Genomic DNA, 26,427 nt, shown 5'->3' with positions numbered 1-26,427 from the left:
CCGCAGGTCACCCCTTTGCGAGCACCGGTGCCTCTTGCACGGCCCGGGTCTCCTCCTGCTGCCCGAACCGGCGTACGCCCGGGACCGCCGCCGTCGCCAGGCACGCCCCGCCGACGACCAATGCGGCCGCGACGAGCGGGACTTCGGGACCCCAGACGTCGGCGGCCAGCGGCGCGAGCGCGTAGCCGACGGGGGCCGCCGCCAGTGAGAGCAGCCAGTCGTACGAGGTGACGCGGGCCAGGGCGTGCGAGGGGATGGCCGACTGGACCGAGGTCTCCCAGACCGGCGAGAGGAAGCCGAGGCCCGCCTGGGCGATGCCGTACGCGGCGATGGCGAGCGGTGCCGGGGCCGAGACGGCGAGCAGCGTGAGCGGCAGGGCGTAGGTGGCCAGGCCCAGATTGGCGGTGAGGACGGGCCGCTTCGGCCGGGCGCGCCCGGCGACCAGCGAGCCGAGCAGCAGCCCGATGGCGCCCGCCTGGAGGAACACCAGCCAGAACGTCTTCCCGCCGAACTCCTTGAAGGCGATGGCCGGGCCGAGCGTCATCAGGACGGCGGCCGCTCCGTTCCAGGCGGAGTGGGCGAACAGGCTGGTCCAGTACCAGTCGCGGGAACGGACCTCGCCCCAGCCCTCCTTGAGGTCGGCGACCAGCGAGCGGCGCACCGGCGGCACATGGCGCACCCGTATCGCGCTCAGCAGCGCCGCGCTGATCGCGAACGACGCGGAGTCCAGGACGAAGGCCCAGCCGGGGCCCGCGGTGAGGATGAGCGCGCCCGCGACCGCCGGGCCGCCGATCCGGGTCGCGCTGTTGACCACCCCCATCAGGGCGTTGGCGCGCTGCCGGTTCTCCTTGTCGACGGTGCCGGTGAGCAGCGGCGCGAGCGCGGGCATCGCGAACGCGGACGCGCTGCCGCCGATCGCCTCGGCGAGCGCGATCTGCCACAACTTCGGGTCCCCGCCGAGCAGTTCGTAGCCGACGAAGAGCTGCGTCGCACACCGTACGAGGTCGGTGGTGAGCGCGACCGTACGGGCGTTGAAGCGGTCGCCCGCCACCCCGCCGAAGGGCAGGAGCAGCAGCTTGGGCACCATCGCGCAGCCGAGCACGATCGCGAGCTGGCCGGTGGAGCCGGTCGCCATGTAGACGGCGAGGGCGAGCGCAGGGGGGATGACGGCGTCGCCGAGCAGCGAGAGCGACCGGCCGATGAAGAGCAGCCGGAAGGAGCGGGTGCGCAGGGGGTGGGGGAGAGGGGGCATGCCTCGAAATATATTTCGGTACCGAATAATTCGTCAACGAAATATCTTGTGCCGAAGGGGTTGCGTTGCTTCCGGCGTACGTACGATCAAGGCATGGAGCACAGAGACTGGACCGACGGGCATGTGGAGCGGTGGCTTCCCGTCCTGCCGGGGCTCGACCCGGTCGTCGAGGGCGCGGTGACCCGGATGAAGAGGCTCTCCGTCCACCTCAAGCGGGTACGGGAGCAGTCCCTGGTCGACTTCGCGCTCGACCGGCCGGAGTTCGACACGCTGCACAAGCTGGCGGGGCGTGGGGGTACCGCGACGCCGTCGCAGCTGGCCGCGGACTTGGATCTCGCGCCCGCGTCCGTCACGGGCCGCCTCGACGCGCTGGAGCGGCGTGGGTTCGTCCGTCGTACGCCCTCCACGACCGACCGGCGGAGGGTCCACGTCGAACTGACCGAGTCCGGTCGGGCGACGTGGATGGGCGCGATGGACATGCTCGGGGACGAGGAGTCCCGGGTCCTGGGGGCGCTGTCCCCCGCCGAGCGGGAGCTTCTCAACGACATGCTGCGGCGGATCATGGTCGTCGCCGAGGCGGGCTGAGTCTCACCTGCGCGACCAGCCCCCACCGGCCCGCAGGCGAACCATCACGCGGTACGCGAAAGCCCCGCCTCCCGGAGCGGGAAACGGGGCCTCGTACGCGTACGGCGGGGAAGATCAGAAGCGCCGAGTAATCAGCGCGCGCTTCACTTCCTGGATCGCCTTCGTGACCTCGATGCCTCGCGGGCACGCGTCCGTGCAGTTGAACGTCGTGCGGCAACGCCACACGCCGTCCTTGTCGTTCAGGATCTCCAGGCGCTGCTCCGCCGCCTCGTCACGCGAGTCGAAGATGAAGCGGTGCGCGTTGACGATCGCCGCCGGGCCGAAGTACTGGCCGTCGTTCCAGAACACGGGGCACGAGGACGTGCACGCCGCGCACAGGATGCACTTCGTCGTGTCGTCGAAGCGCTCGCGGTCCTCGGCGGACTGCAGACGCTCGCGCGTCGGCTCGTTGCCCTTGGTGATCAGGAAGGGCATCACATCGCGGTACGCCTGGAAGAACGGGTCCATGTCCACGACCAGGTCCTTGAGGACCGTGAGGCCCTTGATGGCCTCGACCGTGATCGGCTTCTCCGGGTTGATGTCCTTGATCAGCGTCTTGCAGGCGAGCCTGTTCTTGCCGTTGATCCGCATCGCGTCGGAGCCGCAGATGCCGTGGGCGCAGGAGCGGCGGAACGTGAGCGAGCCGTCCAGGTCCCACTTGATCTTGTGGAGACCGTCGAGCACGCGCTCCTTGGGGTCGATCTCCAGCTGGAAGTCCTCCCACGTCGCCTCGTCCGAGATCTCCGGGTTGAACCGGCGGATCCGGAAGGTGACCGTGATGAGGTGCGAGGACGTGGAGTCCGCCTCAAGCTTGTCCAGGGTCGGGGTGGCCATCAGTACTTACGCTCCATCGGCTGGTAGCGGGTCTGGACGACGGGCTTGTAGTCGAGGCGGATCGAGTCCTTGCCGCCGTCAGCGACCTCGCGGTACGCCATGGTGTGGCGCATGAAGTTGACGTCGTCGCGGTTGGGGTAGTCCTCGCGGTAGTGACCGCCGCGGGACTCCTTGCGCGCCAGGGCCGACACGGCCATGACCTCGGCCAGGTCGAGCAGGTTGCCCAGCTCGATGGCCTCAAGCAGGTCGGTGTTGAAGCGCTTGCCCTTGTCCTGGACGGACACGTTCTTGTAGCGCTCGCGCAGCTCGGCGATCTTCTCGACGGCCGTCTTGATCGTCTGCTCGGTGCGGAAGACCATGACGTTGGCGTCCATGGTCTCCTGGAGCTCCTTGCGGATGACCGCGACCCGCTCGGTGCCGGTGGACGAGAGCAGGTTCTTGACCTGGTTCTCGACCAGCTCGGCCGGGTTCTCCGGCAGCTCGACGTAGTCGGCCTTGGCCGAGTACTCGGCGGCCGCGATGCCCGCCCGGCGCCCGAACACGTTGATGTCGAGCAGCGAGTTGGTGCCCAGGCGGTTGGCGCCGTGCACGGAGACACAGGCGACCTCGCCGGCCGCGTACAGGCCCGGGACGACGGTGGTGTTGTCCGAGAGGACCTCACCCTCGACGTTGGTCGGGATGCCGCCCATGGCGTAGTGCGCGGTGGGCTGGATCGGGATCGGGTCCGTGTAGGGCTCGATGCCCAGGTACGTACGCGCGAACTCGGTGATGTCCGGGAGCTTGGCGTCCAGCTGCTCCGGCGGGAGGTGCGTGAGGTCGAGGTAGACGTGGTCGCCCTCGGGACCGCAGCCGCGGCCCTCACGGATCTCCGTGTAGATGGAGCGGGACACGACGTCACGGGACGCGAGGTCCTTCATGACCGGCGCGTACTTCTCCATGAAGCGCTCGCCGTCCTTGTTGCGGAGGATGCCGCCCTCACCGCGGGCGCCCTCCGTCAGCAGGATGCCCATGCGCCAGATGCCCGTCGGGTGGAACTGGAAGAACTCCATGTCCTCCAGGGGCAGACCGCGGCGGTAGCAGGCGGCCTGGCCGTCACCGGTCAGGGTGTGCGCGTTGGAGGTCACCTTGAAGAACTTGCCGGTGCCGCCGGACGCGTAGATGACCGACTTCGCCTGGAAGACGTGGATCTCGCCGGTCGCGAGCTCGTACGCCACCACACCGGCGGACGTCTTGACGCCGTCGACCTCGGTGATGAGCTGGTCGAGCACGTAGAACTCGTTGAAGAACTCCACGCCCTCCTTGACGCAGTTCTGGTACAGCGTCTGGAGGATCATGTGGCCGGTGCGGTCGGCCGCGTAGCAGGCACGGCGGACCGGGGCCTCGCCGTGGTTGCGGGAGTGGCCGCCGAAGCGGCGCTGGTCGATCTCGCCGGCGGGCGTCCGGTTGAACGGCAGGCCCATCTTCTCCAGGTCGAGAACGGCGTCGATGGCCTCCTTCGCCAGGATCTCGGCGGCGTCCTGGTCGACCAGGTAGTCACCGCCCTTGATCGTGTCGAAGGTGTGCCACTCCCAGTTGTCCTCCTCCACGTTGGCGAGCGCGGCGGCCATGCCGCCCTGCGCCGCGCCCGTGTGGGAACGCGTGGGGTAGAGCTTCGTCAGCACGGCGGTGCGGCTGCGCTTCGTCGCCTCGATGGCGGCGCGCATACCGGCGCCACCGGCGCCGACGATGACGGTGTCGTACTTGTGGATCTTCATCAGTGAATTCCTCAGTCCCTCAGCCCGTGGCCTAGCGGATGTTCGGGTCGAAGGTGAAGATCACCAGCGTGCCCAGCAGGACGGTGAACACCGTGGCGGTGTAGAGCAGCATCTTCAGCCAGAAGCGGGTGTTGTCCCGCTGCGCGTAGTCGTTGATGACCGTGCGCAGGCCGTTGGCGCCGTGCAGCATCGCGAGCCACAGCATGGCCAGGTCCCAGACCTGCCAGAAGGGGTTCGCCCAGCGGCCCGCCACGAAGGCGAAGCCGATCTTGGAGACGCCGCCGTCGAGCACCAGCTGGATGCAGAGGTGGGTGACGACCAGGACGACCAGGACGACACCGGACAGCCGCATGAACAGCCAGCCGTACAGCTCGAAGTTGGTGCGCGTCGACTTCGGCGTCTTCTTGGTCCGCTGACGCGGGGCCTCGATGAGCGGCGCCGGGTTGTCGGCGTCGTACAGGCTCGCGCCCTCGACCTCGCCGATCGCGGAAGTGGTTTCGGCAGACATGTCAGTCCTCAGCTCCCGAACAGTTCACGGGCGGCGTGACCGAGCACGGGGTACAGCGCGCCGATCATCAGAACGACCCAGATGCCCACGACGGACCACAGCATCTGCTTCTGGTAGCGGGGGCCCTTGGCCCAGAAGTCGACCGCGATGATGCGGAGACCGTTGAGCGCGTGGAAGAGGATGGCGGCGACGAGGCCGTACTCCAAAAGCGCCACGATGGGCGTCTTGTAGGTAGCGACGACCTTGTCGTAGTCCTCGGGGGAGACACGCACGAGTGCGGTGTCGAGGACATGGACGAACAGGAAGAAGAAGATGAGGACACCGGTGACTCGATGAGCCACCCACGACCACATGCCTTCCCGGCCGCGGTACAGCGTTCCAGCCGGCACGGAAAAACCCTCCGGGAGCGGGGACTAGGGCCGGCCGGCTTGACTGTCGGTCTGACCCGGCCGGGTACGGTCCACCGGCCCCGGTCATCGTAGCGACGAGATGTCGGTTCGTTCGCGCGGGGTCCACAGGTGTGATCAAACAGGCAATCAAACAGCCACGGACGGGCTATCCGACGGGCGTGGTGCGGCCCCTGAGGGGCGCGGGGAACTGCGCGACCGGCCACGCACGGTCCGCAGCCGGATATCCGCGCTTCCAGCGGAACCTCATCGGACGGCGATCGCGGTATCCGTCTCCGGGTGGCCGGCCACGAGATGAGCGAGTCGGGCCCGGGCGAGTCGGCGCAACTCCTCGGCGGCGATGGCGGACTCCTCCTCGCGTTCGTTGGTCATCCGCACCCGGATCCCCGCGAGCATCTGGTTGAGGTGCTCGGTGGGCCGCAGCCCCTCCAGGCAGATCACGAAGGCGTACTTGAACCTGCTCTCGTACGCGGCGTGCGCGGCCCGCAGCGCGGTGTGCGCCGACTGCGGGGCCGTGGGGTGCAGCCCGGGCGAGCGCTCGTCGGCGAGCGCCTCGGCGAGGTCGCCGGGGGAGAGGTCGTAGCTGGCCTCGTCGGCGGCGGCGAGCAGCGCGTCCAGGTCCGGGTAGGGCCGGTGGACGGTCAGCCGCAACGCCCAGCGGCGGCTGGCACAGCAGGCGAGCAGCGCGGCTTCGGCGGCCGCCGCCGGGGCATGGTTGAGGCGCCGGAGTCCATCGGCCAGGGACTCGTACGGGCCCGGAATGGCCGAGTTCGCATGAGATTGCCCCACTGTGGCCGGACGAGGTGTGGGGCGGGGAGTGTGATGAAGTGGCGAAGGTCGCTTCCGGGGGCCGGCGTGGGATTCGCTGGACAGCGTGGGCTCCTAGAGCGGGCGACGTGCTGGAGGAACGTACGGGGGGAACGGCGGCTTCATACGCACGCCGCCGGGGAGACGACGCAGAGGCGGGAGGGGAAGCAGAGGTGGGAGTGCCGCCACGCTATCGACGCGAGGTGGGGGGTGCCCGACGGATGCGCGAATTTCACCCGGACGTGCGGGGTGAGGTGCGCATAGTGGACGCCTCCGGGCTACTTTCGCTCGCTTTCGCCGGACTTGTTCCCGTATGGGAGGATTCTGAGTGATGTCGCAGTCCAGGAGTGCCGGCGCCGATGGCGCCCGGGGTGACCGGACGACCCGGATATCCCGGGGCGCCCTGGTGGCACGCGTCGCCGTGGCGGCGGCCGCCGCCCTCGCGCTCACCGTGGTGGTCTGGCCCGAGGACGACACCCATGGCGGCCACGGCGGGCGCGTCGATGCCAAGCCGGGCGCGACCGCCTCGCCCACCCAGATCTACCCGCTCTCCTCGCCGCCCCGCACCATCCCCGCCGTGGCCCGGCACGAGCCCGCGCGCGGCCCCGGTTTCCGGCCCGTCGCGACCACCCGCGTGGTCGTGGCCACCGGCAGCGAGGCCCTGTCCGACGAGGGGCAGCTGCTCGCCGGGGAGCTGGACGCGGAGTACGCGCAGGGCGCGGCGCCGCGCGCCGGGGACATAGAGCTGGCCCTGAACCCCACCAAGCAGGCCGCCCCCGAGTCGTACACGCTGACCGCCCGCGACCGTACGGTGAAGATCACCGGGCCCGACGAGGCCGGGGTCTTCTACGGCACCCGCACCCTCAAGCAGGCGCTGCGCGGCGGCGGGGTGATGCCCGAGGGCACCGTCGAGGACAAGCCCGACCGCCCGCAGCGGGGGCTCAACCTCGACATCGCGCGCAAGCCGTTCACCGCGGCCTGGATAGAGGCCCGGCTGCGCGAGATGGCCGACCTCAAGATGAACCAGCTGGGGCTGCACTTCTCCGACGACCAGGGCTTCCGCATCGAGTCCGCCTCGCACCCCGAGGTCGTCTCCCGCGACCACCTCAGCAAGCGCGAGGTCGAGCGGATCGTGGCGCTCGCCCGCCGTCTGCACATCGAGGTGGTCCCGGAGATCGACTCGCCGGGGCACCTCGGCGCGGTTCTCAAGGCGCACCCCGATCTGCAGTTGAAGGACGCCACCGGCAAGGTCACCAAGGGCGCCGTCGACATCGCCAACCCGGACGCGGCGAAGCTCGTCGACGATCTGCTGCGCGAGTACGCGGACCTCTTCCCGGGCGCGTACTGGCACCTCGGCGGCGACGAGTACCTGGCCCTGATGGCCAAGGACCCGGAGGCCGCCTATCCGGGCCTGGCCGCCGCCGCGCACGCCAAGTACGGCGCCAACGGCGACATACAGGACCTCGCGACCGGCTGGCTGAACGACCGGGCGGCGACGCTGCGGCCGTTCGGCAAGACGTTCAAGGCGTGGAACGACGGCTACTTCAAGGGCACGCATGTCGCCCCCGACCCGGCCCGCGAGGTCGAGTACTGGACCGGCAAGGAGCTGGGCGCGCGCCCGCCCGAGGAGTATCTGGCCGAGGGCCGCAAGACGGTCAACCTCAACGACGAGTACCTGTACTACGTGCTCGGCGAGCCCAACGACTTCAAGTACCCGACCGGCCGCCGCATCTACCAGGAGTGGACCCCGCTGGTGCTGCGCGGCACCGCGCCGGTGCCCGCGCGCTACTCGGACCAGATCCTGGGCGCCCGGCTCGCGGTGTGGTGCGACTACGCCGACGCGCAGACCCAGGACCAGGTGGCCAAGGGCATCCGGATGCCGCTGCGGGCCCTTGCCCAGAAGCTCTGGGATCCGCGTACGCCCGCCCTGGAGTGGGAGGCGTTCAAGGAGCTCGCGGACAAGCTGGGCTGAACGCGGTTCCGGGCGCGCGGAGTTCCGGGGGCGCGGAAGTGACACTTCCGCGCCCCCGCGCGCAGAACAGACCATGGGCAGGGGTGGGGACCAGCGCCGTGGCCGGAACCGGAGCGACGACGCGGAGCTCGGAGCGGCCGTCGCGCGTGCCCAGGAGGGGGACGAGCGGGCCTTCGCGGTCGCCTACCGGCTCGTTCACCCGGGGCTGCTCGCGTACGTACGCGGTCTGGTGGGGGCCGACGCCGAGGACGTGATGTCCGAGGCGTGGCTGGAGATAGCCCGTGATCTGGCGCGCTTCCGGGGCGACGGGGCCGGGTTCCGGGGCTGGAGCGCGACCATCGCCCGCCACCGCGCCATGGACCATCTGCGCCGCCAGCGCCGAAGACCCCGGGGCGTACCGCTCGACCAGGAGGCCCTGGAACTCCCCGGCGGCCAGGACACGGCCGAGGCGGCCCTGGAGGCGCTGGCGACGAGCTGGGTCCTGGAGGTGATCGCCACGCTGCCGCGCGAACAGGCGGAGGCGGTGCTGCTGCGGGTGGTGGCCGGACTCGACGGCGCCGCGGCGGGAAGGGTCCTCGGCAAACGCCCGGGGTCGGTCCGCACGGCCGCACACCGGGGGCTGCGCCGCCTCGCGGTGCGGCTGACGGAGGAGGACTCATGACGGTCCCGTCGTGAACGGGCGCCCCGCGAGCGGGAGCAGAGAGTCAGGGAGGACGACCGGGGCCGCCACCCCCCACAGGAGAGGCCCCGGTCGCCTTCTGTCGGGGCCGTGTGGCGACCCCGTACTCCTCTCAGCGCCAACGCTGCGGTTTCTGTCACACCGCGCTGTGTCAGTGAATTGTTGCGGGTTGTACAAGTAATGGACTTAACCGCCGTACAGGCCGTAGCGTGCTCCTTCGCGCCGCTCGGCGCGGCAGCGGGACCGGCTGCGACACCAGGGCAGGGTGCGGAGAGTGCAGGGGGAAGACGCGGAGCTGACCACCGCGATACTCGCGGCACAGGACGGCGACGAGAACGCGTTCCGTGCCGTGTACCGCGCGGTGCACCCGAGGCTGCTCGGCTACACCCGCACACTCGTGGGCGAGGCCGACGCCGAGGACGTGACCTCCGAGGCGTGGCTCCAGATAGCGCGGGACATCGAGCGGTTCAGCGGCGACGCGGACCGCTTCCGGGGCTGGGCCGCCACCATCGCGCGCAACCGGGCGCTCGACCACATACGCATGCGGGGCCGGCGCCCCGCCGTCGGCGGCGACGAGACCGAGCTGACCGGCCGCGCCGCCGACTCGGACACCGCCGGCGAGGCGATCGAGTCCCTCACCACGGGACGTACGATGGCGCTCATCGCGCAACTGCCGCAGGACCAGGCCGAGGCCGTGGTGCTGCGGGTGGTGGTCGGGCTCGACGCGAAGAGCGCGGCCGAGACGCTGGGCAAGCGGCCCGGCGCGGTGCGCACGGCCGCCCATCGCGGCCTCAAGAGGCTGGCCGAGCTGCTCGGCTCGGACAACGGCCCGGATCTCGGTGGTGTGCCGCCGCAACGCAATCGGTCGTGCGGTGTGACGCAATCGGGCGCGCCGACGCAGAAGGACATGTGATGGCCGACGAGCGCCACGAGTGGCTGGACGAGGACGCCGCGGAGCGGCTGCTCCGCGGCGAACCGGTCGTACCCGTCGACGATCACGCACGCGAGCAGGCCGAACGGCTCTCCGCGGTGCTGCGCGCGATCGCGCATCCGGAGACCGCGCCCGCCTCGCCCGCCCGTGAACTCCCCGGTGAGGCGGCCGCGCTGGCCGCCTTTAGGCAGGCGCGCGCGCAGAGCGCCGCCGCGCCCACCGCAGCCGTGGCCGACAGCGTCGTACGGGTCGGCCGCAGCTCCGGGAAGTCCCGCGAGCCCGCGCGCGGCCGCCGGCTGCGGCCCGTCCGCTTCGGCCTGGCCGCGGCGCTGGCCGGGTGCGCGCTCGGCGGGGTGGCCGTGGCCGCCGGGACCGGTGTGCTGCCCGGGCTCGGCACCGCCGACCCCGAGCCCGTCTCGTCGGTCTCGGGCGCCGCGACCCCCGGGCCCATCTCCTCGGACTCGCCCGCGAGCACGGGCCAGTCGCGCACCCCGAAGTCGCCGTCGCCGAGCCGTACGCCCTCGGGCGGGCCCGGCTCGCCGAGCGCCAGCGCGTCCGGCGGTACGGACAGCCACCCGTCGGCCACGCCCGACCCGGCGACCAAGGGCGATGTGCCCGCCGCCGACTGGGCCGCCAAGACTGTCGAGGCGTGCCGCGACTACCGCTCGGACCGGCTCGACCAGACGCGTCGGCACTGGCTGGAAAACGCCGCTCAGGGCGCCGCCAATGTGAAGCGGCTCTGCGACCGGGTGATCGACGAGGCGGACAAGGCCACCAAGAAGGGCTCCGGCGGCTCCGGTGGCAAGGGCGACTCGGGCGGCAAGGGCGGCGGCAAGGGCGACTCCGATGGCCAGGGCGGCTCCGGCGACGACAAGGGGGACGGCCATTGGGCCCCCGGCGGCGCGGACGGCGGACTCGGCGGACGTGACGGCCAGGTCATGAAGCTGCCCACCGTGAGCTGGAGCAGCGTGCCCTCGGCGAACCCGTGGCCGCCCGTCGTGCCGGGCGGCGCGGACGCCTCGCCGAGCCTGCCGACGGCGGTCCCCGTGCTGTCGTCGGCGTACCGGACGAGCGCCGCCGCGTACCCGCAGCCGACCCCGGACACCGCCGCGCGAACCGCCGATCGACGGCTCGACGGCGGCCTCGATCGCTGGGTGTGACACTTTTCGGCCCGGCGGCGCAGTAAGAAGTGAGCCGACTGGTCATCGGCGGCGCACAGAGCCGGGGTTCCCCCCGTACCCACGGCTCGGCGCGAATGGCGCGGGCGGGACACGTTCCCCCGATCCCGCCCGCGCCCTCTCCCGTACGACCGAGCCCCCACCGGTGATCCGGTGGGGGCTCGGTCTTTCTCAGGGCTCAACTCGGGCTCACCAGTAGATGACGACCTTGTCGTTGATCTTCACCTGGTCGAAGAGCGCGGCGATCTTCTTCTTGTCGCGCACGTTGACGCAGCCGTGCGAGGCGCCCGCGTAGCCGCGCTTGGCGAAGTCCGACGAGTAGTGCACGGCCTGGCCGCCGCTGAAGAACATCGCGTACGGCATGGACGTGTGGTAGATCGTCGAGACGTGGTCCTTGCTCTTCAGGAACACCTTGAAGGTGCCCTCGCGGGTCGGCGTGTACTGCGAGCCGAAGCGCACGTCCATCGAGGAGAGGACCTTGCCGTTCACCACCCAGTTGAGCGTGCGGGTGGTCTTGCTGATGCACAGCACGCGGCCGGTCATACAGCGCTTGTCCAGCTTGGTCTTCTGCTTGACGACCGTCGTCCCGGCGAGCTCTTCGCGGGTCGGCTTGGTCGTCATCGCGGACAGCTTCTGCCAGGTCGCGGTGTCCATGGAGCCGGTGGCGGGGAGTTGTCGCTTGTCCTGGAAGCCCTTGACGGCTGCGGCGGTGACACTGCCGTACGTACCGGAGGGCGTGTCGTCGAACCAGCCGACCTGGGCGAGCCGGGCCTGGAGGTCCTTGACCTGGTCGCCCTTGGCGCCGCTCGCCAGCAGGACCTTGCCGGGCGTCTTCGCCCAGGAGGCGGCGGCCGGGCTCGCGGCGCCGTCGGCCTTGTTGTCGTTGGTGGTGTCGTCGGCCGTGGCCGCGGAGGGCGCGGACGCCGCCGGTGTCGTCGGTGCGACCCCCACCGCGGCCTTGTCCGTGCCGGCGCCGCAGGCGGCTGTGACCGTGAGCACGGTCGCCGCGGCGAGCGTCCTGGCTATGACAGTGGTGAGATGGATCCGGCGCATCGTCGCCCCCCTATTGAGTCTCTGGTACACCCCAGAGACTCTTACGCGGGCCGAACGGTTGCAGAGAAGCCGCGAGGAAAGCGAGGCGAGCACATGGCGCGCGACGCCGAGGATGCCCGGCGCACCGAGAGCGGGCTGCCCATCGAGGCGGTGTACGGGCCGGACGCGCTGGACGGCTGGGATCCGTCGGACCGGCTCGGCGAGCCGGGGGCGTACCCGTTCACGCGGGGCGTGTACCCGACGATGTACACCGGGCGGCCGTGGACGATGCGGCAGTACGCCGGGTTCGGCACGGCGGCCGAGTCCAACGCGCGCTACCGGCAGCTGATCGCCCACGGCACGACGGGCCTCTCCGTCGCCTTCGACCTGCCCACCCAGATGGGCCACGACAGCGACGCGCCGCTCGCGCACGGCGAGGTCGGCAAGGTGGGCGTGGCGATCGACTCGGTCGACGACATGCGGGTGCTCTTCGACGGCATCCCGCTCGACCGGGTCTCCACCTCGATGACGATCAACGCGCCCGCCGCGCTGCTGTTGCTGATGTACCAGCTGGTGGCGGAGGAACAGGGCGTATCGGCGGGGCAGTTGACGGGCACGATCCAGAACGACGTGCTCAAGGAGTACATCGCCCGGGGCACGTACATCTTCCCGCCGAAGCCGTCGCTGCGGCTGACCGCCGACATCTTCCGCTACTGCGGAGCGGAGATCCCGAAGTGGAACACGATCTCGATCTCCGGGTACCACATGGCGGAGGCGGGTGCCTCGCCCGCGCAGGAGATCGCGTTCACGCTGGCGGACGGGATCGAGTACGTACGTACGGCTGTGGCGGCCGGGATGGACGTCGACGACTTCGCTCCGCGGCTGTCGTTCTTCTTCGTGGCGCGGACGACGCTGCTTGAGGAAGTCGCCAAGTTCCGTGCGGCGCGGCGGATCTGGGCGCGGGTGATGCGGGACGAGTTCGGGGCGCGGAACCCGAAGTCGCTGATGCTGCGCTTCCATACGCAGACGGCCGGGGTGCAACTCACCGCGCAGCAGCCCGAGGTGAACCTGGTGCGGGTCGCCGTGCAGGGCCTGGCGGCGGTCCTCGGCGGCACGCAGTCGCTGCACACCAACTCCTTCGACGAGGCCATCGCGCTGCCCACGGACAAGTCCGCGCGCCTTGCTCTGCGTACGCAGCAGGTGCTCGCGTACGAGACGGATGTGACGGCGACCGTCGATCCGTTCGCGGGGTCGTACGCGGTGGAGGCGATGACGGATGGTGTGGAGGCGGCGGCGGTTGCGTTGATGCGGCGGGTGGAGGATCTGGGTGGGGCCGTGAGCGCGATTGAGCAGGGGTTTCAGAAGGGGGAGATCGAGCGGTCGGCGTATCGGATCGCCCAGGAGACGGATGGTGGTGAGCGGGTGGTGGTCGGGGTGAATCGCTTTCAGCTCGATGCGGAGGAGCCCTATTCGCCCCTGCGCGTCGACCCGGCTATCGAAGCCCGTCAGGCTTCGCGGCTTGCTCGGTTGCGGGCCGAGCGTGACGGCCGTTCTGTGGAGGTGGCACTCACCGAGCTGCGCCGGGCCGCCGAGGGGGACGACAACGTCCTGTACCCCATGAAGTCCGCGCTTGCCGCTCGCGCGACTGTGGGGGAGGTATGCGGGGCGCTTCGCGAGGTGTGGGGCAGCTATGTTCCGCACGAGGTGTTCTGAGGTGTTCGTCTGCGGACCGCGGTGGGCTGGTCGCGCAGTTCCCCGCGCCCCTTAGAACGCCCCTGCGGGGCGGTCGTCTGCGGGCCGGTGGGGGCTTGTCGCGCAGTTCCCCGCGCCCCTAGGGGGTGCACTTACCCGGGGCCGTACACCGTCTCCAATCCTGCGATCAGGACCCTCAACCCCTCCTCGAAGCGTTCCTCGTAGGACTCGAAGAGGTCGGGGCCCGCCGCTGCCGCCAAGGGGTAGGCCGCGAGGCGGTTGGCTCGGTCGGGGACGTCCATGGGGTGGGGGGCCATGCCCTGTTCCTCGGAGACGAAGCCCATCGTGTACGCGTACGCGGTCATCGCGGCGCGGGCCGCGTCGCGGAGGGGGAAGCCCGCGGCGGTCATCAGGGTGAGGAACGCCTCCAGGGACTCGGCGTGGTCCGTGCCGGTGAAGCTCGCGCCGCCGTAGACCTTCGCGCCGTCGCGGTAGCTCAGGAGCATCGTGCGCAGCTCGGTGTTGTGGGCGACGAGGAGCTGTTGCCAGGTGGCGCCGGGGGCGAGGCCGGGGACGCCGCCCGCCGCCTCGGCCATGCGGCGGTGCATCACCGTCGCCATCTCGTCGAGCAGCTCCTGCTTGTTCTTGAAGTGCCAGTACAGCGCGGGTGCCTGGACCTGGAGCTCCTTGGCGATCGCGCGCAGGGTGAGGCCGTCGAGGCCCACCTCGTTCAGGAGCCGCAGCGCGGTGTCGGCGACCAGCGCGCGGTCGATTCTCGTCGTAGCCACCTTGACAATTTAACACCGTTAAGCGCATCCTCGCGGCATGGGACTTAACGGTGTTAAGGAAGTCTTCGGCGGCTCTACCACCGCCGACGTCGACGTACTCATCTGCGGTGCCGGGCCCACCGGTCTGGTGCTCGCCATGGACCTCGCGCGCCGGGGCGTGTCCGCGCTGCTCGTCGAGAAGTCCGACCGGCTCTTCCCCGGCTCGCGCGGCAAGGGCCTCCAGCCGCGCACCCAGGAGGTGCTGCACGACTTCGGGATCCTGGACACGGTCCGCGCGGCCGGGCGCGAGTACCCCCGGATGCTCGCCTGGGAGGGCCCGGACGGCCGCACGCGCGGGCGCGAGTGGGACATGATGGAGCGCTCGGAGCCCACCGAGCAGACCCCGTACGCGAACGGCCTGCTGATCGGGCAGTCGCACTTCCAGGCGCTGCTGCACGAGGAGTTGAGGGCGCTCGGCGGCGAGGTCGTCTTCGACGCCGAGCTGACCGGGTTCGACCAGGACGCGGACGCGGTCACGGCCCGGTTCGCGGACGGCCGCGAGGTCCGTGCCCGCTATCTGGTGGCCGCCGACGGCGGCAGGTCCGCCGTGCGCCGGCTGCTGGGCGTCGCCATGAACGGCGAGTCGGTCGACCCCAAGCCGATGCTGGTGGCCGATGTGGTCGTCGCGCCGGACGCGTTCGTCGACGAGAACAACTGGCATGTGTGGTCGGGCCCGAGCGGCCCCGTGGTGCTCTGCCCGCTGCCGGGCGCCTTTCGGCTGTTCCAGCTGATCGCCCAGTACGAGGACGTGGACGCGGTGCCGGACGCCACCGCCGAGGGCGTACGGAAGCTGACAGCGACCCGTACGCCGCTCGCCGCCGACGAGATCACCGAGGTCGTCTGGGCCTCGGAGTTCCGGCCGCGCGCCGCGATGGCCGAGCGGTTCCGGGTGGGCCGGGTCTTCCTCGCCGGGGACGCCGCCCATGTGCACTCACCGGCCGGCGCCCAGGGCCTCAACACCAGCGTCCAGGACGTCTACAACCTCGGCTGGAAGCTCGGCCAGGTGCTGCGGCACGGCGCTCCGGCCGAACTGCTCGACACGTACGAGCAGGAGCGCCAGCCCGTCGCCGCCGACGTCCTCGGCATCAGCACCCGGCTGCACCGCCGGGCCCTGCTCGGCGCGGACAGCCAGCGCGGCAACGTGGTCAAGCAACTCGGCATCGGCTACCGGGGCGGCCCGCTCTCCTCGGGCGCGGCCGGAGCCCTGCAAGCGGGCGACCGAGCCCCCGACGGCACACTCCCCGAGGGCCGCCTCTTCGACCTCTTCAGCGGCCCCCACTTCACCCTCCTCGCCATCGGCACGGAGCCCCCGGCGGTGCGGAGCGAACTGGTCCACGTCCACACCCTGACCGCATACGAGACATACGGCCGCGGCCTGTTCCTCATCCGCCCGGACGGCTACGTCGGCTGGGCGGGGGAGACGGACCGGGGGCTGGGGGAGTACTTGGCGCGGTGCGGTGCCGCGCCCAGGACACCCGCCCGACCTTGACGACGTGAACGGATACGGCGGCGTCCTCCACCAGCCTGACGCAGGCGGCGGAACTCGTCCATCGCCCGGGTCTCCCACACCACTGTGTACGTCACAGTCCGGCCTGCCGGTCCTCGGTCTCCAGCTGAGCCATGAACTCGTCGTGGCTCATGGCGGGCCCGATCGGCGCCGCGTCACGGGCTCGCGCTTCGGCCAGGTCGGCTTGGTCCCGGAGTCGTTCGAGCTCTTCCAGTTCCTCTATGGGGACCAGGGCCGCCGCCGGCTTGCCGTACTCGCTGATCAGGATGTGTTCGCCACCGTGCCGGACGCGGCCCACGAGCTGGCCGAGCTGGTTGCGTGCCTCTACGAGCGGATAGGTCTCCATGGCAAAACTGTGCACACCTGCGGGTGTGTGGGGTGTGTAATGCCGCTATGTCGCCCGCGCCCGCCGGGCCACCGCTCTCGCCCGCCGGGCCAGCTTCCGTACCGTCGCGTTCCTCGGGATGAACGCCAGCTGGGACGGGATCGCGCCGGGGAGGGCGAGGGTGGTCAGGCGGCGGCGTTTGAAGTAGCGCCAGGTGTGGTCGGTCAGGTGGTGGGACAGGTAGCGCTCCGCCGTGCCGCGCAGGTCCGGGCGGATCTCGGACTGCATCGCGTAGCCGACCGCCGACACCAGGGCCGCGAGGTCCGTCGGGGGCTCGGGTGACGGGCCCGTGAGCGGTGGCAGCAGTGCGTCCACCAGCGTCACCGGCACCCGGTTGCTGTTCTGGTACGGCGTGAGCCGGTCGAGCAGCAGCTCGGTGCCGGTGCGGGCCGCCGGGATGCCGTAGAACGCCGACGCCGTGAGCAGCGCGGTCGAGAAGCAGCCCACCACCAGCCCGGGGCCGATCCGCTCGTACAGCACCTCGGCCAGCAACGGGCTGTCCAGGATGGTCAGTTCGACGTCCAGCTTCTCCGCCTCGGTGCGCAGCGAGCGCGACCACGCGGGCGGGGCCGACGGGTGCGGCTTGAAGACGATCCGGCGGTGGCCCCGCCCGGCCGCCCCCTTCAGCATGCTGATGTGGAGCTCTTCCTCCTCCGCCTCGGTGAGGATCGAGAGCGCGGCGAGGTACTGGCCGAGGAGCAGGGCCGCGCCCTCCGGGACCTCCAACTCTCCTGATTCCACCGCCAGTTCGTTCACCACCTTCGTGAACGCCGCCGTCGGGATCACCTCCGCCGGGGTGCCGAACTCGCCCAGGAGCAGCGGCTCCAGGCCCGGCACCAGGTCGAGGTGGAGCACCCGGCGGACCCGTGAACCCACCAGCGGGTCCAGCTTGTTGCGGGTGGGGCCGTAGCTCATCAGGCCGTCCGCGTACACATGCAGCGGCGCGTCCGGGAAGAGCTGGGCGACCGCGCCCGCCGGGTTGACCTGGATGGACTCCACAGCCAGCTCGATGCGGTCGTCGCCGAGGTCCCACTCGCGCCGCAGCTGCCGCTCCCACAGCGGTACGTCGTCGGCGCGCGGCCCCCAGCCGCCCGGGTGCAGCGGCGCGATCATGGCGTTCCACGACAGGACGCCGTCGAAGCGCTCCCGCAGGAGGTCGAAGCCCGGCATCGTGTCGAGCGACGGTGAAGTCTCCGGAATCGGCGCGTTGTTGCTGATCAGCAGCAGTCGCCGGTCCGCCGGGGCGAAGCAGTCGCTGTCGATCGCGGCGGCCAGCGTCGCCATCCCGTACAGCGTGGTCGCGAGGAAGATCTGCGTCGTACGCATCAGGCAGCGGCCCCCGCGCTCCGGGCGGCGGTGGCGGACGGCATCGAGACCGTGCGGCCGCGCAGCCGCCGCAGCCGGGAGGCGCGGCCCGCGTCCATCGCGTTCAGCGCCTCGTTCAGTACGTCCTGCGGCATCCTTTTCAGCGCTCCCGCGCTCATTGTCCGCAGTTTCCGTGCCACGGCGGGTTCGAACCTTTCGCTGTTCCCCAGGTGATGGGAAATAATGGCGCAGTACGTCCGTACCGCCTTCGGGAGAAGTTCCGCGGAATTTGGATCTTGAGCCGTTTCCTCGATTACCTGGTCGAATGACCGGATGAAATCGAGCTGGCGTACGTCTCCGATCTGGGTGAGAGAAGTCGCCACTCCCCGGCGGTAGTAGACGCCGAGCAGACCCACCACCGCGAACGATTCCGCCTCGCGGTGCAGCCGCCAGATCCACGGCCGGTCCTCGGCCGTGCGCAGCCCGTCCGTGAAGTGCAGCAGGCCGCGTTCGACCAGGCGGCGGTGGTAGATCCCGGCCCAGGCGAACGCGTAGTCCACCGACGTGGAGCGGGTGGTGGGCAGGATCGCGTCGCGCGGATTCATCGCCTCGCCGCGCCGCCCGTGCGGCACCCGCTGCACCGTGCGGTCCTTGCCGGTGCACTGCACATGGTCGGTGCGCAGGAAGTCGCAGCCCAACTCCTCGATGGTGGCGACCAGTTGTGAGTAGTAGCCGGGAGCGAGCCAGTCGTCGCCGTCGAGGAACGTGACGTACTCGCCGCGCGCCGCGTCGATGCCGGTGTTGCGCGCCGTGGCGAGGCCGCCGTTCTTCTCGTGTCTGAGGACCACCGCCCCCGGCAGCTCGCGCTCGGCGCGGGCGAGCAGTTCGGCCGTCCCGTCCGACGAGCAGTCGTCGACCAGAAGGAACTCGAAGTCGTCACGCGCGTTGTCGCGCAGACTTCTCAGGGTGTCGGGGGCATATGTCCGCACATTGTAGAACGGCACTACCACGGAGAGCTTGACCACCCGCGTGACGCTAAGTGCCGCCGCGTCATTCGTACTGGCCGGGCGAGGGACGGTGGGTGAACACTGGGCGGCCGGATTGTTAACCGGTTCGCTTTGCGGGCTCTTTCCCCTTGAGTAGTCGCGCTGTTAACCATCTGTTGCGGTCCAGTTGGGCCATCAATCGGAATGGATTCCTAGCTTCTTCGACGTGCCATCACGTACTCGTCCCGCCGACGCCCCGCTGAGGATCGCCGTTGTCGCGGATTCCGACACCCGGTGGAAATGGGGTGCCCTCACCGCCCGCCGCATAGCCGGGCCCGCACCCGAGATCGGCGGATTCCTGCTGCGCGGCCGGGCCACGCCCACCGCCCGCCAGCTCGCCGAGGTCGGCGAGGTCGGGGTCGCCGCGGAGGCGCTGCGCGAAGTGACGATGGCCGCGTTCCTGCGGGCGATCGAGCGGGAGCCGTACGACGTGGTGGTCCTCGCGCTCGTCGGCGGCGCGGCCCAGGCGGCGCTGCACGGCCTCGCCCGGCTATGGCCCGGCCACACGAAAAGGCCCGTCCTGGTCACCGGCTATGTGGGCGTCGTCTACGAGAAGCTGGCGGACGGGCTGCTGCTGCGCCACGGCGCCGATGTCGTCCTCGCCAACTCCCGCCATGACGCGGAGCGTTTCCGCGCGGTGTACGAGGGCGTGGGCGCCGACGCGTCGGCGGTGACCGAGGCCGCGCTGCCGTTCCTGGGCGGCGCGCCGTACCGCCCCGAACCCGGCCGCGAGACCGTGGTGTTCGCCGCCCAGCCGTCGGTGCCGGAGAGCCGCGCCGACCGGCTGTACCTGCTGCGGCGCCTGGTCGGGCACGCCCGCCGCCACCCCGGCCGCGAGGTGCTGCTCAAGCTGCGCTCCAAGCCCGGCGAGCACACCACGCACATCGAGGAACAGCCGTACCAGAAGCTCGCCCGCTCCCTGGAGCTGCCGCCCAACTTCCGTCTGGTGTACGGGAACATGGGCGAGGTCCTGGACCGCACCGACCTCCTGGTCACCGTCTCCTCGACCGCCGCGCTCGAATCCCTGCACCGCTCGGTGCCGACCGCGGTCCTCACCGATCTGGGCGTCCGCGAAACCCTCGGCAACCACCACTTCGTCGGCTCCGGCTGCCTCGCCTCCTGGGACCAGCTGGACGCCGGACACCGCCCCGCCCCCGACGCCGACTGGCTCGCGGCGCAGGGCGTGGCCCCCGGTGAGGCGTACGCGACGGCTTTCGACGGCGTACGCGAGCGGATCGCGGACCTCCTGTCCCGCCCCCAACTCCCGCCCGTACAGCCCTACTACACGCCCGCCACCGCGCCCGGATACCTCCCGGGCCTCCTCGCCCGCCACCACCTCGCCCCCGACGGCACCCCGCTGCCGGGCGCCGCGCCCGAAGCGGAGGCCACCGGCGTACGCCGTCTGGTGCGCGACGCGGTACGGGACGCGGCCCGTGGTGCCTACCGCCACGGCGTCCAGCGCGTGGCCCCGGTCATCCGCCGGATGGGAGAACTGTGACCCCGCCCTCTGCGATCCAGCCCGTGTCCCCGCCCGCGCGCCGCAAGGTGCTCGCCGTCATCCCCGCCCGGGGCGGCTCCAAGGGGGTCCCCGGCAAGAACCTCGCCCCGGTCGGCGGCGTCCCGCTGGTGGTCCGGGCCGTACAGGCCTGTCTCGCCGCGCGATACGTCACGGACGTCGCCGTCTCCACGGACGACCCGGGCATCGCGGCGGCGGCCGCGGCGGCCGGCGCCCACGTCGTGGTGCGGCCCGCCGCCATCGCGGGGGACACCGCGTCCAGCGAGGCGGCCGTGCTGCACGCGCTCGAAGGCCACGCGGACGCCGAGGTCGTCCTCCTCGTCCAGTGCACCAGCCCGTTCCTCAGCCACGAGGACGTCGAGGGCGTCGCCGAGGCCGTCGTCGTCGACGGCGCCGACACGGCGGTCACCGTCGCCCCCTTCCACGGCTTCGTCTGGCGCGAGTCGGCGGACGAGGGCGGCGGCGAGGGCATGGGCCACGACAAGGCGTACCGCCCGCGCCGCCAGGACCGTCCGCAGGACTTCCTGGAGACCGGCGCCGCGTACGCCATGGACGCGGCAGGCTTCCGCACCCACCGGCACCGTTTCTTCGGCCGCACCGCGCTCGTACGCACCGATCCCGCGCGGGTCCTGGAGATCGACGACCCGCACGACCTCGCCCGCGCCCGGGCGCTCGCACCGCTGCTCGACCCGGTCCGCACCCCGGCCCGCGACGACGTCGACGCGGTCGTCCTGGACTTCGACGGCACTCAGACCGACGACCGGGTCCTCATCGACTCCGAGGGCCGCGAACTCGTCGCCGTGCACCGGGGCGACGGGCTCGGCGTCGCGGCCCTGCGCCGCGCCGGGCTGAAGCTGCTGATCCTGTCCACCGAGCAGAACCCGGTGGTCGCCGCCCGCGCCCGCAAGCTCAAGATCCCCGTGTTGCACGGCATCGACCGCAAGGACCTCGCGCTCAAGCAGTGGTGCGAGGAGGCGGGGATCGACCCGGCGCGGGTGCTCTACGCGGGCAACGACGTCAACGACCTGCCCTGCTTCTCCCTCGTCGGCTGGCCGGTCGCGGTCGCCGACGCCCATGACTCCGTACGCGCCGCGGCGCGCGCGGTCACCGCCACCCCCGGCGGCGAGGGCGCGATCCGCGAGATCGCCGCCTGGCTCCTCGGACCCGAGCTCCACCACACCCCTCCCCTCACCCCTGAGCTCCACAACTCCCCCGCCCAGTAAGGAATCACCCTCATGAGCAACCGTCTGCGCACCTTCGGCAGCCGCACCGCCGGACCGGGTCAGCCGGTGTACGTCACCGGTGAGATCGGCATCAACCACAACGGTGACCTGGGCAACGCCCTCGCCCTGATCGACGCCGCCGCCGACGCGGGCTGCGACGCGGTCAAGTTCCAGAAGCGCACGCCGGAGATCTGCACCCCGCGCGACCAGTGGGACATCGAGCGCGACACCCCGTGGGGCCGGATGACCTACATCGACTACCGCCACCGGGTGGAGTTCGGCGAGTCGGAGTACCGCGCCATCGACGAGCACTGCAAGAAGCGCGGCATCGACTGGTTCGCCTCCCCGTGGGACACCGAGGCCGTCGCGTTCCTGGAGAAGTTCGACCTGCCGGCCCACAAGGTGGCCTCCGCCTCGCTCACCGACGACGAGCTGCTTCGCGCCCTGCGCGCCACCGGCCGCACGGTCATCCTCTCGACCGGCATGTCCACCCCGAAGCAGATCCGCCACGCCGTCGAGGTCCTGGGCAGCGACAACATCCTGCTCTGCCACGCCACCTCCACGTATCCGGCGAAGGCCGAGGAGCTCAACCTGCGGGTCATCAACAGCCTGATGGCCGAGTACCCCAACGTCCCCATCGGCTACAGCGGCCACGAGACGGGTCTGCAGACCACGCTCGCCGCGGTCGCCCTCGGCGCCGCCTTCGTCGAGCGCCACATCACCCTGGACCGCGCGATGTGGGGCTCCGACCAGGCCGCGTCCGTCGAGCCGGGCGGCCTGCAGCGCCTGGTCCGCGACATCCGCACCATCGAGGCCGCGCTCGGCGACGGCGTCAAGAAGGTGTACGAGTCGGAGCGCGCCCCGATGAAGAAGCTGCGCCGGGTCGCGGGCGTCGTCGCCGAGGCCGAGGCCGCCGAGGCCGACCGCGCGCCGGTCGCGGTCTGAGCCGGGCCGGCCGCCGTGCCTCCTCGGGACACCTCCGCCACGATCGCCTTCGTGGAGAGCCCGGTCCAGCTGCTCAACGTGCTGGAATGGGCCCATTCGACGCGCCCGCTCCTGAACGGTGTGCCGGCCCAGCGGACCGGACCCGGGGACGCGGCGGCCGCGCACGACGACCTCACCGTCGTCGTCCTGTCGCCCACCGACCCGATGTCGCGCGGCCAGCTGCGCCGGATGGCCGAGCTCGCCCGTGACGAGGGCATGCGGGTGCGCTGGGAGGAGGCGCGCGGCGGGCCGCTGGCGCCGCTGCACACCGTCGCCGGGCTCTCCTCGCTGCTGCGCGGCGCCGAGCGGATCGTCATAGGCGACCCGTTCTCACGCTACGTCCAGCTGCTGCTGACCGTGGCGCGCTCGCGCGACCTGGTCGTCGTCGACGACGGCACGGCCACCATGGAGTTCGTCTCCCAACTCGCGCGCGGCGAGCGGCTGGTGCGCTGGCACAGACGCGGCAGCCGGGCCGGGGTGCGCGATCTGCTCTTCGCACCGGTCGCGGCCTCCGCGCGCCGCCGCCTCACCCCGTCGCGCAGCCGTACGGTCGAGGTGTTCAGCGCGATGCCCGTGGAGGCTCCCGAGGCGGTCACGGTCACCCGCAACACCTTCGGCTGGACCCGCTCCCGGTTCGGCCCGCCGCGCATCACCAAGGGCGCCGACATGGTGGGCACCTCGCTGGTGGAGACGGGGGTGGTCGACCCGGAGCGCTATCTGGAGGCGGTCGCGGCGCTGGCCCGCACGCACGGCGTGACCCGCTACTTCGCGCACCGCCGCGAGTCCACCGAGAAGCTGCACACCCTGCACGCCCGTACCGGTCTGGAGATCGTACGACCGGACCTGCCGCTCGAACTCATCGCCCGCCGGGGGCCGGTGGGCCGCACCGTCCTGAGCTTTCCGTCCACCGTCGTGCACACCCTGCCGCCCGCGCTCGACGGCACCGGCGTGCGCCTGCTGGTCTGCGACATCGACCCCGCATGGCTCACCGAGAAGGCGTCCCCGCGCGCTCAGGGCTTCCTCGCGGACGTGACCGGCACGGCCCGCGACGCCCATGGCCTGCGCATGGTGGCGGCCCGCCCGCAGGCTCTCACCGCCTGAACACCCGTACGGACTACGCACGGCCGGGGCCTGAGACGGCGCTGAGAGCCCGCTGAGAGGGGGCTGCGACAGGGCTGGCACGGAGCTGAGAACCGGGCGCCGAGTTTACCCAGCCCGCGCGGGCGATATGCGCCGCGCGGCCAGGATTCTTTCCCCTATCGGGCTGAACTTTTGTTGATCGCCGGTTAGTTGGCTCCTGAAGGGGCCTACCCTTCAACAGGTGAACCAGTTGATGTCGCGCGCCTCCGACGAGTCCGAAGCCGATCTGCCCGGGGAAGCTCCGCTTCCCGGCGTGCTGCCCGAGTCGCTGCGCGCCGAACTCATCGCATTCCGCCGGGACTTGCACATGCACCCCGAGCTCGGGAACCAGGAGTTCCGGACCACCGCGGCGATCAAGAAGCGCCTTGAGGCGGATGGGCTGAAGCCACGGGTCCTCGCCAGCGGCACCGGACTGGTGTGCGACATCGGCACCTGGGACGGCGTACGGCCGATGTTGGCGATCCGCGCGGACATCGACGCGCTGCCGATCCCGGACGCGAAAGTCAACACGCCGTACCGCTCGACCGTCCCCGATCGGGCGCATGCCTGCGGCCACGACATCCACACCACCGTGGTGCTCGGCACCGGTCTGGTGCTCGCCGCGCTCGACCGCCAGGGCCTGCTGCCGCACCCGGTGCGCCTGATCTTCCAGCCCGCCGAGGAGGTGCTGCCCGGCGGCGCCGCCGACGCGATCCTGGGCGGGGTGCTTGACGGTGTGGGGAAGATCGTCGCGGTGCACTGCGACCCGCGCGTGGACGCGGGCCGGATCGGGCTGCGGGTCGGGGCGATCACCTCCGCCTGCGACCGCCTGGAGATCGCGCTGGCCGGGCCCGGCGGCCACACCGCCCGTCCGCATCTGACCACCGACCTGGTCACCGCCGCCGCCCGCGTGGTCACCGACGTGCCCGCGCTGCTCGCCCGCCGCATCGACGCGCGCGCCGGGCTCGCGGTGACCTGGGGCCGCATCGACGCGGGCCACGCCTGCAACGTCATCCCGATGCGCGCCGAGCTGGCCGGAACCGTGCGCTGCCTGGACCTGGACGCCTGGCGCGACGCGCCCGACCAGGTGCACGCCGCGATCGACGAGATCGCCACCCTGCACCGCGCCAAGTCCGAGATCACCTACGTACGAGGGGTGCCGCCGGTCGTCAACGACGCGGCGGTGACCGAACTCCTGCGCGAGGCTCAGACGGCGCGCCGAGGGGCGTATTCGATCGAGGACACCGAGCAGAGTCTGGGTGGCGAGGACTTTTCGTGGTACCTGGAGCATGTGCCGGGTGCGATGGCCCGGCTCGGCGTGCGCACCCCGGGCTCCAATGCCCGTCTTGACCTGCATCGGGGCGATTTCGACGCCGATGAGGCGGCCATCGAGGTCGGAGTGGAGCTCTTCACTGCCGCTGCGCTGCTGGAAGGACACCGTTCGTAACCGGACACTTCATCGTCTGTTCGCGGCGATTCGATAACGGCTTCCGAACAGGTCTTTACGCGACATCTACGCGCGTTACGATCCGACGCGAAACCAGCGCCGGTAGGGGCGCTCTCGGTTCGTTTTGAAGGGACCTCCTCGTGCGCCGGGTATCCAAGATCGCTGCGGCAGGTATCGCCACCGCCGCGCTCGCGCTTTCCGCCACCGCGTGTGGCAGCACGTCCTCCGAGAAGGACAAGGGCTCCTCCGCGTCGTCCAGCGCGGGCGGCAAGGGTGTCAAGGTCGGTGTCGCGTACGACGTCGGCGGCCGTGGCGACCACTCGTTCAACGACTCCGCCGCGCGCGGCATCGACAAGGCCAAGGGTGAGTTCGGCGGTGACATCAAGGAGCTGACCGCCAAGACCACGGACACCGAGGCCGACCGCGTCCAGCGCCTCACCGACCTGGCCCAGGCGGGCTACAACCCGGTCGTCGGCATCGGCTATGCCTACGCCAACTCGATGAAGCAGGTCGCCGGCAAGTTCCCGAAGGTCACCTTCGGCATCGTCGACTCCGTCGTGGACGCGCCGAACGTCGACAGCATCACCTTCACCGAGGAGCAGGGCTCCTACCTCGCGGGTGTCGCCGCGGCGCTGAAGTCGAAGTCCGGCCACGTCGGCTTCATCGGCGGCGTGGACGTCCCGCTCATCAAGAAGTTCGAGGCGGGCTTCGTCCAGGGCGTCAAGGACACCAAGCCGGCCGACAACGTCGAGGTCCAGTACCTGTCGCACGGTTCGGACACCTCCGGCTTCGCCAGCCCCGACAAGGGCAAGGAAGCCGCCCAGGGCATGCTCGACAAGGGCATCGACGTCATCTACACCGCGGCCGGCTCCTCCGGCACCGGTGCCATCGAGGCCGTCGCGGGCAAGAAGGGCGCCTGGGCGATCGGTGTCGACTCCGACCAGTACAACCAGGCCTCGCTCAGCAAGTACAAGGCGTCGATCCTGACCTCGGTCGTCAAGAACGTCGACGTCGGCGTCTACGAGCTGGTCAAGTCCGTCAAGGACGGCAAGCCGCTGACCGGCACCAACAGCTACTCGCTGGCCAAGGGCGGCGTTTCGCTCGCCACCAGCGGCGGCTTCATCGACGACATCAAGGCCCAGCTCGACGCGGCCCAGAAGAAGATCGTCGACGGTTCGGTCAAGGTCAAGACCACCCCGTGACCCGGTCTGTGACCCGGCCTCCTCGCGGGGGCCGGTTCCGGTCACGGCACCTGTAGTGCACGGGCTCGGCGGGGAGGGTGAGCCCCCTCCCCGCCGAGCCCATAACGATGTGTCAACTCTACGCGCGTAGGCGGGAGTTGGCGCGCTAGCGTCTCCACGCCCTCTGCCCCCACCCCCCTCCTTCTCGTAGGAGAGT

The 26,427-nt window shown here is 71.0% G+C and carries 24 protein-coding genes; 13 read left to right on the top strand and 11 right to left on the bottom strand.

Annotation, left to right across the window (positions count from 1 at the left end):
- Positions 1 to 7: 7 nt before the first annotated feature.
- Entirely contained in the window at positions 8 to 1,252 is a 1,245-nt protein-coding gene (locus ACT1U9_RS11555; protein WP_444538249.1) for an MFS transporter, read from the bottom strand.
- Between the two features lie 93 nt (positions 1,253 to 1,345).
- Between ACT1U9_RS11555 and ACT1U9_RS11550 the strand changes: the two genes are divergently transcribed.
- A complete protein-coding gene (locus ACT1U9_RS11550) occupies positions 1,346 to 1,837 on the top strand; it encodes a MarR family winged helix-turn-helix transcriptional regulator (protein WP_444538248.1) in 492 nt (163 codons plus the stop codon).
- 114 nt (positions 1,838 to 1,951) lie between these two features.
- Here ACT1U9_RS11550 and ACT1U9_RS11545 read toward each other — a convergent pair whose 3' ends face one another.
- The 5 genes from ACT1U9_RS11545 to ACT1U9_RS11525 all read right to left on the bottom strand — a co-directional run bounded on the left by ACT1U9_RS11545 (position 1,952) and on the right by ACT1U9_RS11525 (position 6,168).
- Positions 1,952 to 2,710 carry a succinate dehydrogenase iron-sulfur subunit gene (locus ACT1U9_RS11545; RefSeq protein ID WP_444538247.1) on the bottom strand — a complete coding sequence of 253 codons (759 nt, stop codon included), beginning with the start codon at positions 2,708 to 2,710 and terminating at the stop codon, positions 1,952 to 1,954.
- Complete coding sequence (gene sdhA, locus ACT1U9_RS11540; RefSeq protein ID WP_444538246.1) at positions 2,710 to 4,464, bottom strand: succinate dehydrogenase flavoprotein subunit; 1,755 nt, start codon at positions 4,462 to 4,464, stop codon at positions 2,710 to 2,712. The genes ACT1U9_RS11545 and sdhA overlap by 1 nt, the downstream gene beginning before the upstream one ends.
- Before the next feature lie 31 nt (positions 4,465 to 4,495).
- Positions 4,496 to 4,972: a succinate dehydrogenase hydrophobic membrane anchor subunit gene (locus tag ACT1U9_RS11535; RefSeq protein ID WP_444538245.1), complete on the bottom strand. Its 477-nt coding sequence runs from the start codon at positions 4,970 to 4,972 to the stop codon at positions 4,496 to 4,498.
- Positions 4,973 to 4,980: 8 nt separating this feature from the next.
- Positions 4,981 to 5,361 carry a succinate dehydrogenase, cytochrome b556 subunit gene (gene sdhC / locus ACT1U9_RS11530; RefSeq protein WP_188276263.1) on the bottom strand — a complete coding sequence of 127 codons (381 nt, stop codon included), beginning with the start codon at positions 5,359 to 5,361 and terminating at the stop codon, positions 4,981 to 4,983.
- Between the two features lie 264 nt (positions 5,362 to 5,625).
- Entirely contained in the window at positions 5,626 to 6,168 is a 543-nt protein-coding gene (locus ACT1U9_RS11525) for a 2-oxo-4-hydroxy-4-carboxy-5-ureidoimidazoline decarboxylase (protein ID WP_444538244.1), read from the bottom strand.
- A 349-nt stretch (positions 6,169 to 6,517) separates the two neighbouring features.
- Here ACT1U9_RS11525 and ACT1U9_RS11520 point away from each other — a divergent pair, with 349 nt between their 5' ends.
- The 4 genes from ACT1U9_RS11520 to ACT1U9_RS11505 all read left to right on the top strand — a co-directional run bounded on the left by ACT1U9_RS11520 (position 6,518) and on the right by ACT1U9_RS11505 (position 10,928).
- Positions 6,518 to 8,158 (top strand): beta-N-acetylhexosaminidase, encoded by a 1,641-nt coding sequence (locus ACT1U9_RS11520; RefSeq protein ID WP_444538243.1) that lies wholly within the window; start codon positions 6,518 to 6,520, stop codon positions 8,156 to 8,158.
- 73 nt (positions 8,159 to 8,231) lie between these two features.
- Complete coding sequence (locus ACT1U9_RS11515; protein ID WP_444538242.1) at positions 8,232 to 8,819, top strand: RNA polymerase sigma factor; 588 nt, start codon at positions 8,232 to 8,234, stop codon at positions 8,817 to 8,819.
- 292 nt (positions 8,820 to 9,111) lie between these two features.
- The gene (locus ACT1U9_RS11510) at positions 9,112 to 9,750 is read left to right on the top strand and encodes an RNA polymerase sigma factor (protein WP_444538241.1); all 639 of its coding nucleotides are present in this window, start codon (positions 9,112 to 9,114) and stop codon (positions 9,748 to 9,750) included.
- Positions 9,750 to 10,928 (top strand): hypothetical protein, encoded by a 1,179-nt coding sequence (locus ACT1U9_RS11505; protein WP_444538240.1) that lies wholly within the window; start codon positions 9,750 to 9,752, stop codon positions 10,926 to 10,928. Before ACT1U9_RS11510 ends, ACT1U9_RS11505 begins: the two co-directional genes overlap by 1 nt.
- A gap of 207 nt (positions 10,929 to 11,135) precedes the next feature.
- Here the strand turns inward: ACT1U9_RS11505 and ACT1U9_RS11500 are convergent, their stop codons facing one another.
- Positions 11,136 to 11,999 (bottom strand): L,D-transpeptidase family protein, encoded by an 864-nt coding sequence (locus ACT1U9_RS11500; RefSeq protein WP_444538239.1) that lies wholly within the window; start codon positions 11,997 to 11,999, stop codon positions 11,136 to 11,138.
- A gap of 93 nt (positions 12,000 to 12,092) precedes the next feature.
- On the opposite strand from ACT1U9_RS11500, the gene ACT1U9_RS11495 reads away from it, so the two are divergent.
- A complete protein-coding gene (locus tag ACT1U9_RS11495) occupies positions 12,093 to 13,691 on the top strand; it encodes an acyl-CoA mutase large subunit family protein (RefSeq protein ID WP_444538238.1) in 1,599 nt (532 codons plus the stop codon).
- A gap of 131 nt (positions 13,692 to 13,822) precedes the next feature.
- Here ACT1U9_RS11495 and ACT1U9_RS11490 read toward each other — a convergent pair whose 3' ends face one another.
- Positions 13,823 to 14,458, bottom strand: a complete 636-nt coding sequence (locus ACT1U9_RS11490; RefSeq protein WP_444538237.1) for a TetR/AcrR family transcriptional regulator C-terminal domain-containing protein — start codon at positions 14,456 to 14,458, stop codon at positions 13,823 to 13,825.
- A 37-nt stretch (positions 14,459 to 14,495) separates the two neighbouring features.
- On the opposite strand from ACT1U9_RS11490, the gene ACT1U9_RS11485 reads away from it, so the two are divergent.
- Positions 14,496 to 15,986, top strand: a complete 1,491-nt coding sequence (locus ACT1U9_RS11485) for an FAD-dependent monooxygenase (protein WP_444538236.1) — start codon at positions 14,496 to 14,498, stop codon at positions 15,984 to 15,986.
- 91 nt (positions 15,987 to 16,077) lie between these two features.
- On the opposite strand, the gene ACT1U9_RS11480 is transcribed toward ACT1U9_RS11485, so the two are convergent.
- The 3 genes from ACT1U9_RS11480 to ACT1U9_RS11470 are packed head-to-tail and all read right to left on the bottom strand — an operon-like array spanning position 16,078 to position 18,719.
- Complete coding sequence (locus ACT1U9_RS11480) at positions 16,078 to 16,350, bottom strand: type II toxin-antitoxin system Phd/YefM family antitoxin (RefSeq protein WP_444538235.1); 273 nt, start codon at positions 16,348 to 16,350, stop codon at positions 16,078 to 16,080.
- 45 nt (positions 16,351 to 16,395) lie between these two features.
- Positions 16,396 to 17,715 (bottom strand): polysialyltransferase family glycosyltransferase, encoded by a 1,320-nt coding sequence (locus ACT1U9_RS11475; RefSeq protein ID WP_444538234.1) that lies wholly within the window; start codon positions 17,713 to 17,715, stop codon positions 16,396 to 16,398.
- Positions 17,715 to 18,719, bottom strand: a complete 1,005-nt coding sequence (locus ACT1U9_RS11470) for a glycosyltransferase family 2 protein (RefSeq protein ID WP_444538233.1) — start codon at positions 18,717 to 18,719, stop codon at positions 17,715 to 17,717. The genes ACT1U9_RS11475 and ACT1U9_RS11470 overlap by 1 nt, the downstream gene beginning before the upstream one ends.
- A 187-nt stretch (positions 18,720 to 18,906) precedes the next feature.
- On the opposite strand from ACT1U9_RS11470, the gene ACT1U9_RS11465 reads away from it, so the two are divergent.
- From ACT1U9_RS11465 to ACT1U9_RS11440, 6 genes are all read left to right on the top strand, one after another.
- A complete protein-coding gene (locus ACT1U9_RS11465; RefSeq protein WP_444538232.1) occupies positions 18,907 to 20,238 on the top strand; it encodes a DUF6716 putative glycosyltransferase in 1,332 nt (443 codons plus the stop codon).
- A gap of 23 nt (positions 20,239 to 20,261) precedes the next feature.
- Positions 20,262 to 21,479, top strand: a complete 1,218-nt coding sequence (locus tag ACT1U9_RS11460) for a cytidylyltransferase domain-containing protein (RefSeq protein ID WP_444538231.1) — start codon at positions 20,262 to 20,264, stop codon at positions 21,477 to 21,479.
- A gap of 12 nt (positions 21,480 to 21,491) precedes the next feature.
- The gene (locus tag ACT1U9_RS11455) at positions 21,492 to 22,424 is read left to right on the top strand and encodes an N-acetylneuraminate synthase family protein (protein ID WP_361429702.1); all 933 of its coding nucleotides are present in this window, start codon (positions 21,492 to 21,494) and stop codon (positions 22,422 to 22,424) included.
- Between the two features lie 51 nt (positions 22,425 to 22,475).
- A complete protein-coding gene (locus tag ACT1U9_RS11450; RefSeq protein ID WP_444538230.1) occupies positions 22,476 to 23,564 on the top strand; it encodes a hypothetical protein in 1,089 nt (362 codons plus the stop codon).
- Between the two features lie 232 nt (positions 23,565 to 23,796).
- Positions 23,797 to 25,029: an amidohydrolase gene (locus ACT1U9_RS11445; RefSeq protein ID WP_444539073.1), complete on the top strand. Its 1,233-nt coding sequence runs from the start codon at positions 23,797 to 23,799 to the stop codon at positions 25,027 to 25,029.
- Between the two features lie 140 nt (positions 25,030 to 25,169).
- Positions 25,170 to 26,231 (top strand): BMP family lipoprotein, encoded by a 1,062-nt coding sequence (locus tag ACT1U9_RS11440; protein WP_444538229.1) that lies wholly within the window; start codon positions 25,170 to 25,172, stop codon positions 26,229 to 26,231.
- Positions 26,232 to 26,427 lie beyond the last annotated feature (196 nt).

This window comes from Streptomyces sp. BR1 (assembly GCF_052373795.1).
GTDB lineage: Bacteria > Actinomycetota > Actinomycetes > Streptomycetales > Streptomycetaceae > Streptomyces.
This window is presented reverse-complemented; position numbering and strand designations above follow the sequence as displayed.

Excerpts from the sequence above, each read along its gene's own strand:
- ACT1U9_RS11520 (WP_444538243.1), top strand. The coding sequence starts at position 6,518 with ATGTCGCAGTCCAGGAGTGCCGGCGCCGATGGCGCCCGGGGTGACCGG.
- ACT1U9_RS11545 (WP_444538247.1), bottom strand. The coding sequence starts at position 2,710 with ATGGCCACCCCGACCCTGGACAAGCTTGAGGCGGACTCCACGTCCTCG.
- ACT1U9_RS11505 (WP_444538240.1), top strand. The coding sequence starts at position 9,750 with ATGGCCGACGAGCGCCACGAGTGGCTGGACGAGGACGCCGCGGAGCGG.
- ACT1U9_RS11535 (WP_444538245.1), bottom strand. The coding sequence starts at position 4,972 with ATGTCTGCCGAAACCACTTCCGCGATCGGCGAGGTCGAGGGCGCGAGC.
- sdhA (WP_444538246.1), bottom strand. The coding sequence starts at position 4,464 with ATGAAGATCCACAAGTACGACACCGTCATCGTCGGCGCCGGTGGCGCC.
- ACT1U9_RS11445 (WP_444539073.1), top strand. The coding sequence starts at position 23,797 with ATGTCGCGCGCCTCCGACGAGTCCGAAGCCGATCTGCCCGGGGAAGCT.
- ACT1U9_RS11480 (WP_444538235.1), bottom strand. The coding sequence starts at position 16,350 with ATGGAGACCTATCCGCTCGTAGAGGCACGCAACCAGCTCGGCCAGCTC.
- ACT1U9_RS11495 (WP_444538238.1), top strand. The coding sequence starts at position 12,093 with ATGGCGCGCGACGCCGAGGATGCCCGGCGCACCGAGAGCGGGCTGCCC.
- ACT1U9_RS11500 (WP_444538239.1), bottom strand. The coding sequence starts at position 11,999 with ATGCGCCGGATCCATCTCACCACTGTCATAGCCAGGACGCTCGCCGCG.
- ACT1U9_RS11550 (WP_444538248.1), top strand. The coding sequence starts at position 1,346 with ATGGAGCACAGAGACTGGACCGACGGGCATGTGGAGCGGTGGCTTCCC.
- ACT1U9_RS11555 (WP_444538249.1), bottom strand. The coding sequence starts at position 1,252 with ATGCCCCCTCTCCCCCACCCCCTGCGCACCCGCTCCTTCCGGCTGCTC.
- ACT1U9_RS11475 (WP_444538234.1), bottom strand. The coding sequence starts at position 17,715 with ATGCGTACGACGCAGATCTTCCTCGCGACCACGCTGTACGGGATGGCG.
- ACT1U9_RS11455 (WP_361429702.1), top strand. The coding sequence starts at position 21,492 with ATGAGCAACCGTCTGCGCACCTTCGGCAGCCGCACCGCCGGACCGGGT.
- ACT1U9_RS11485 (WP_444538236.1), top strand. The coding sequence starts at position 14,496 with ATGGGACTTAACGGTGTTAAGGAAGTCTTCGGCGGCTCTACCACCGCC.
- ACT1U9_RS11515 (WP_444538242.1), top strand. The coding sequence starts at position 8,232 with ATGGGCAGGGGTGGGGACCAGCGCCGTGGCCGGAACCGGAGCGACGAC.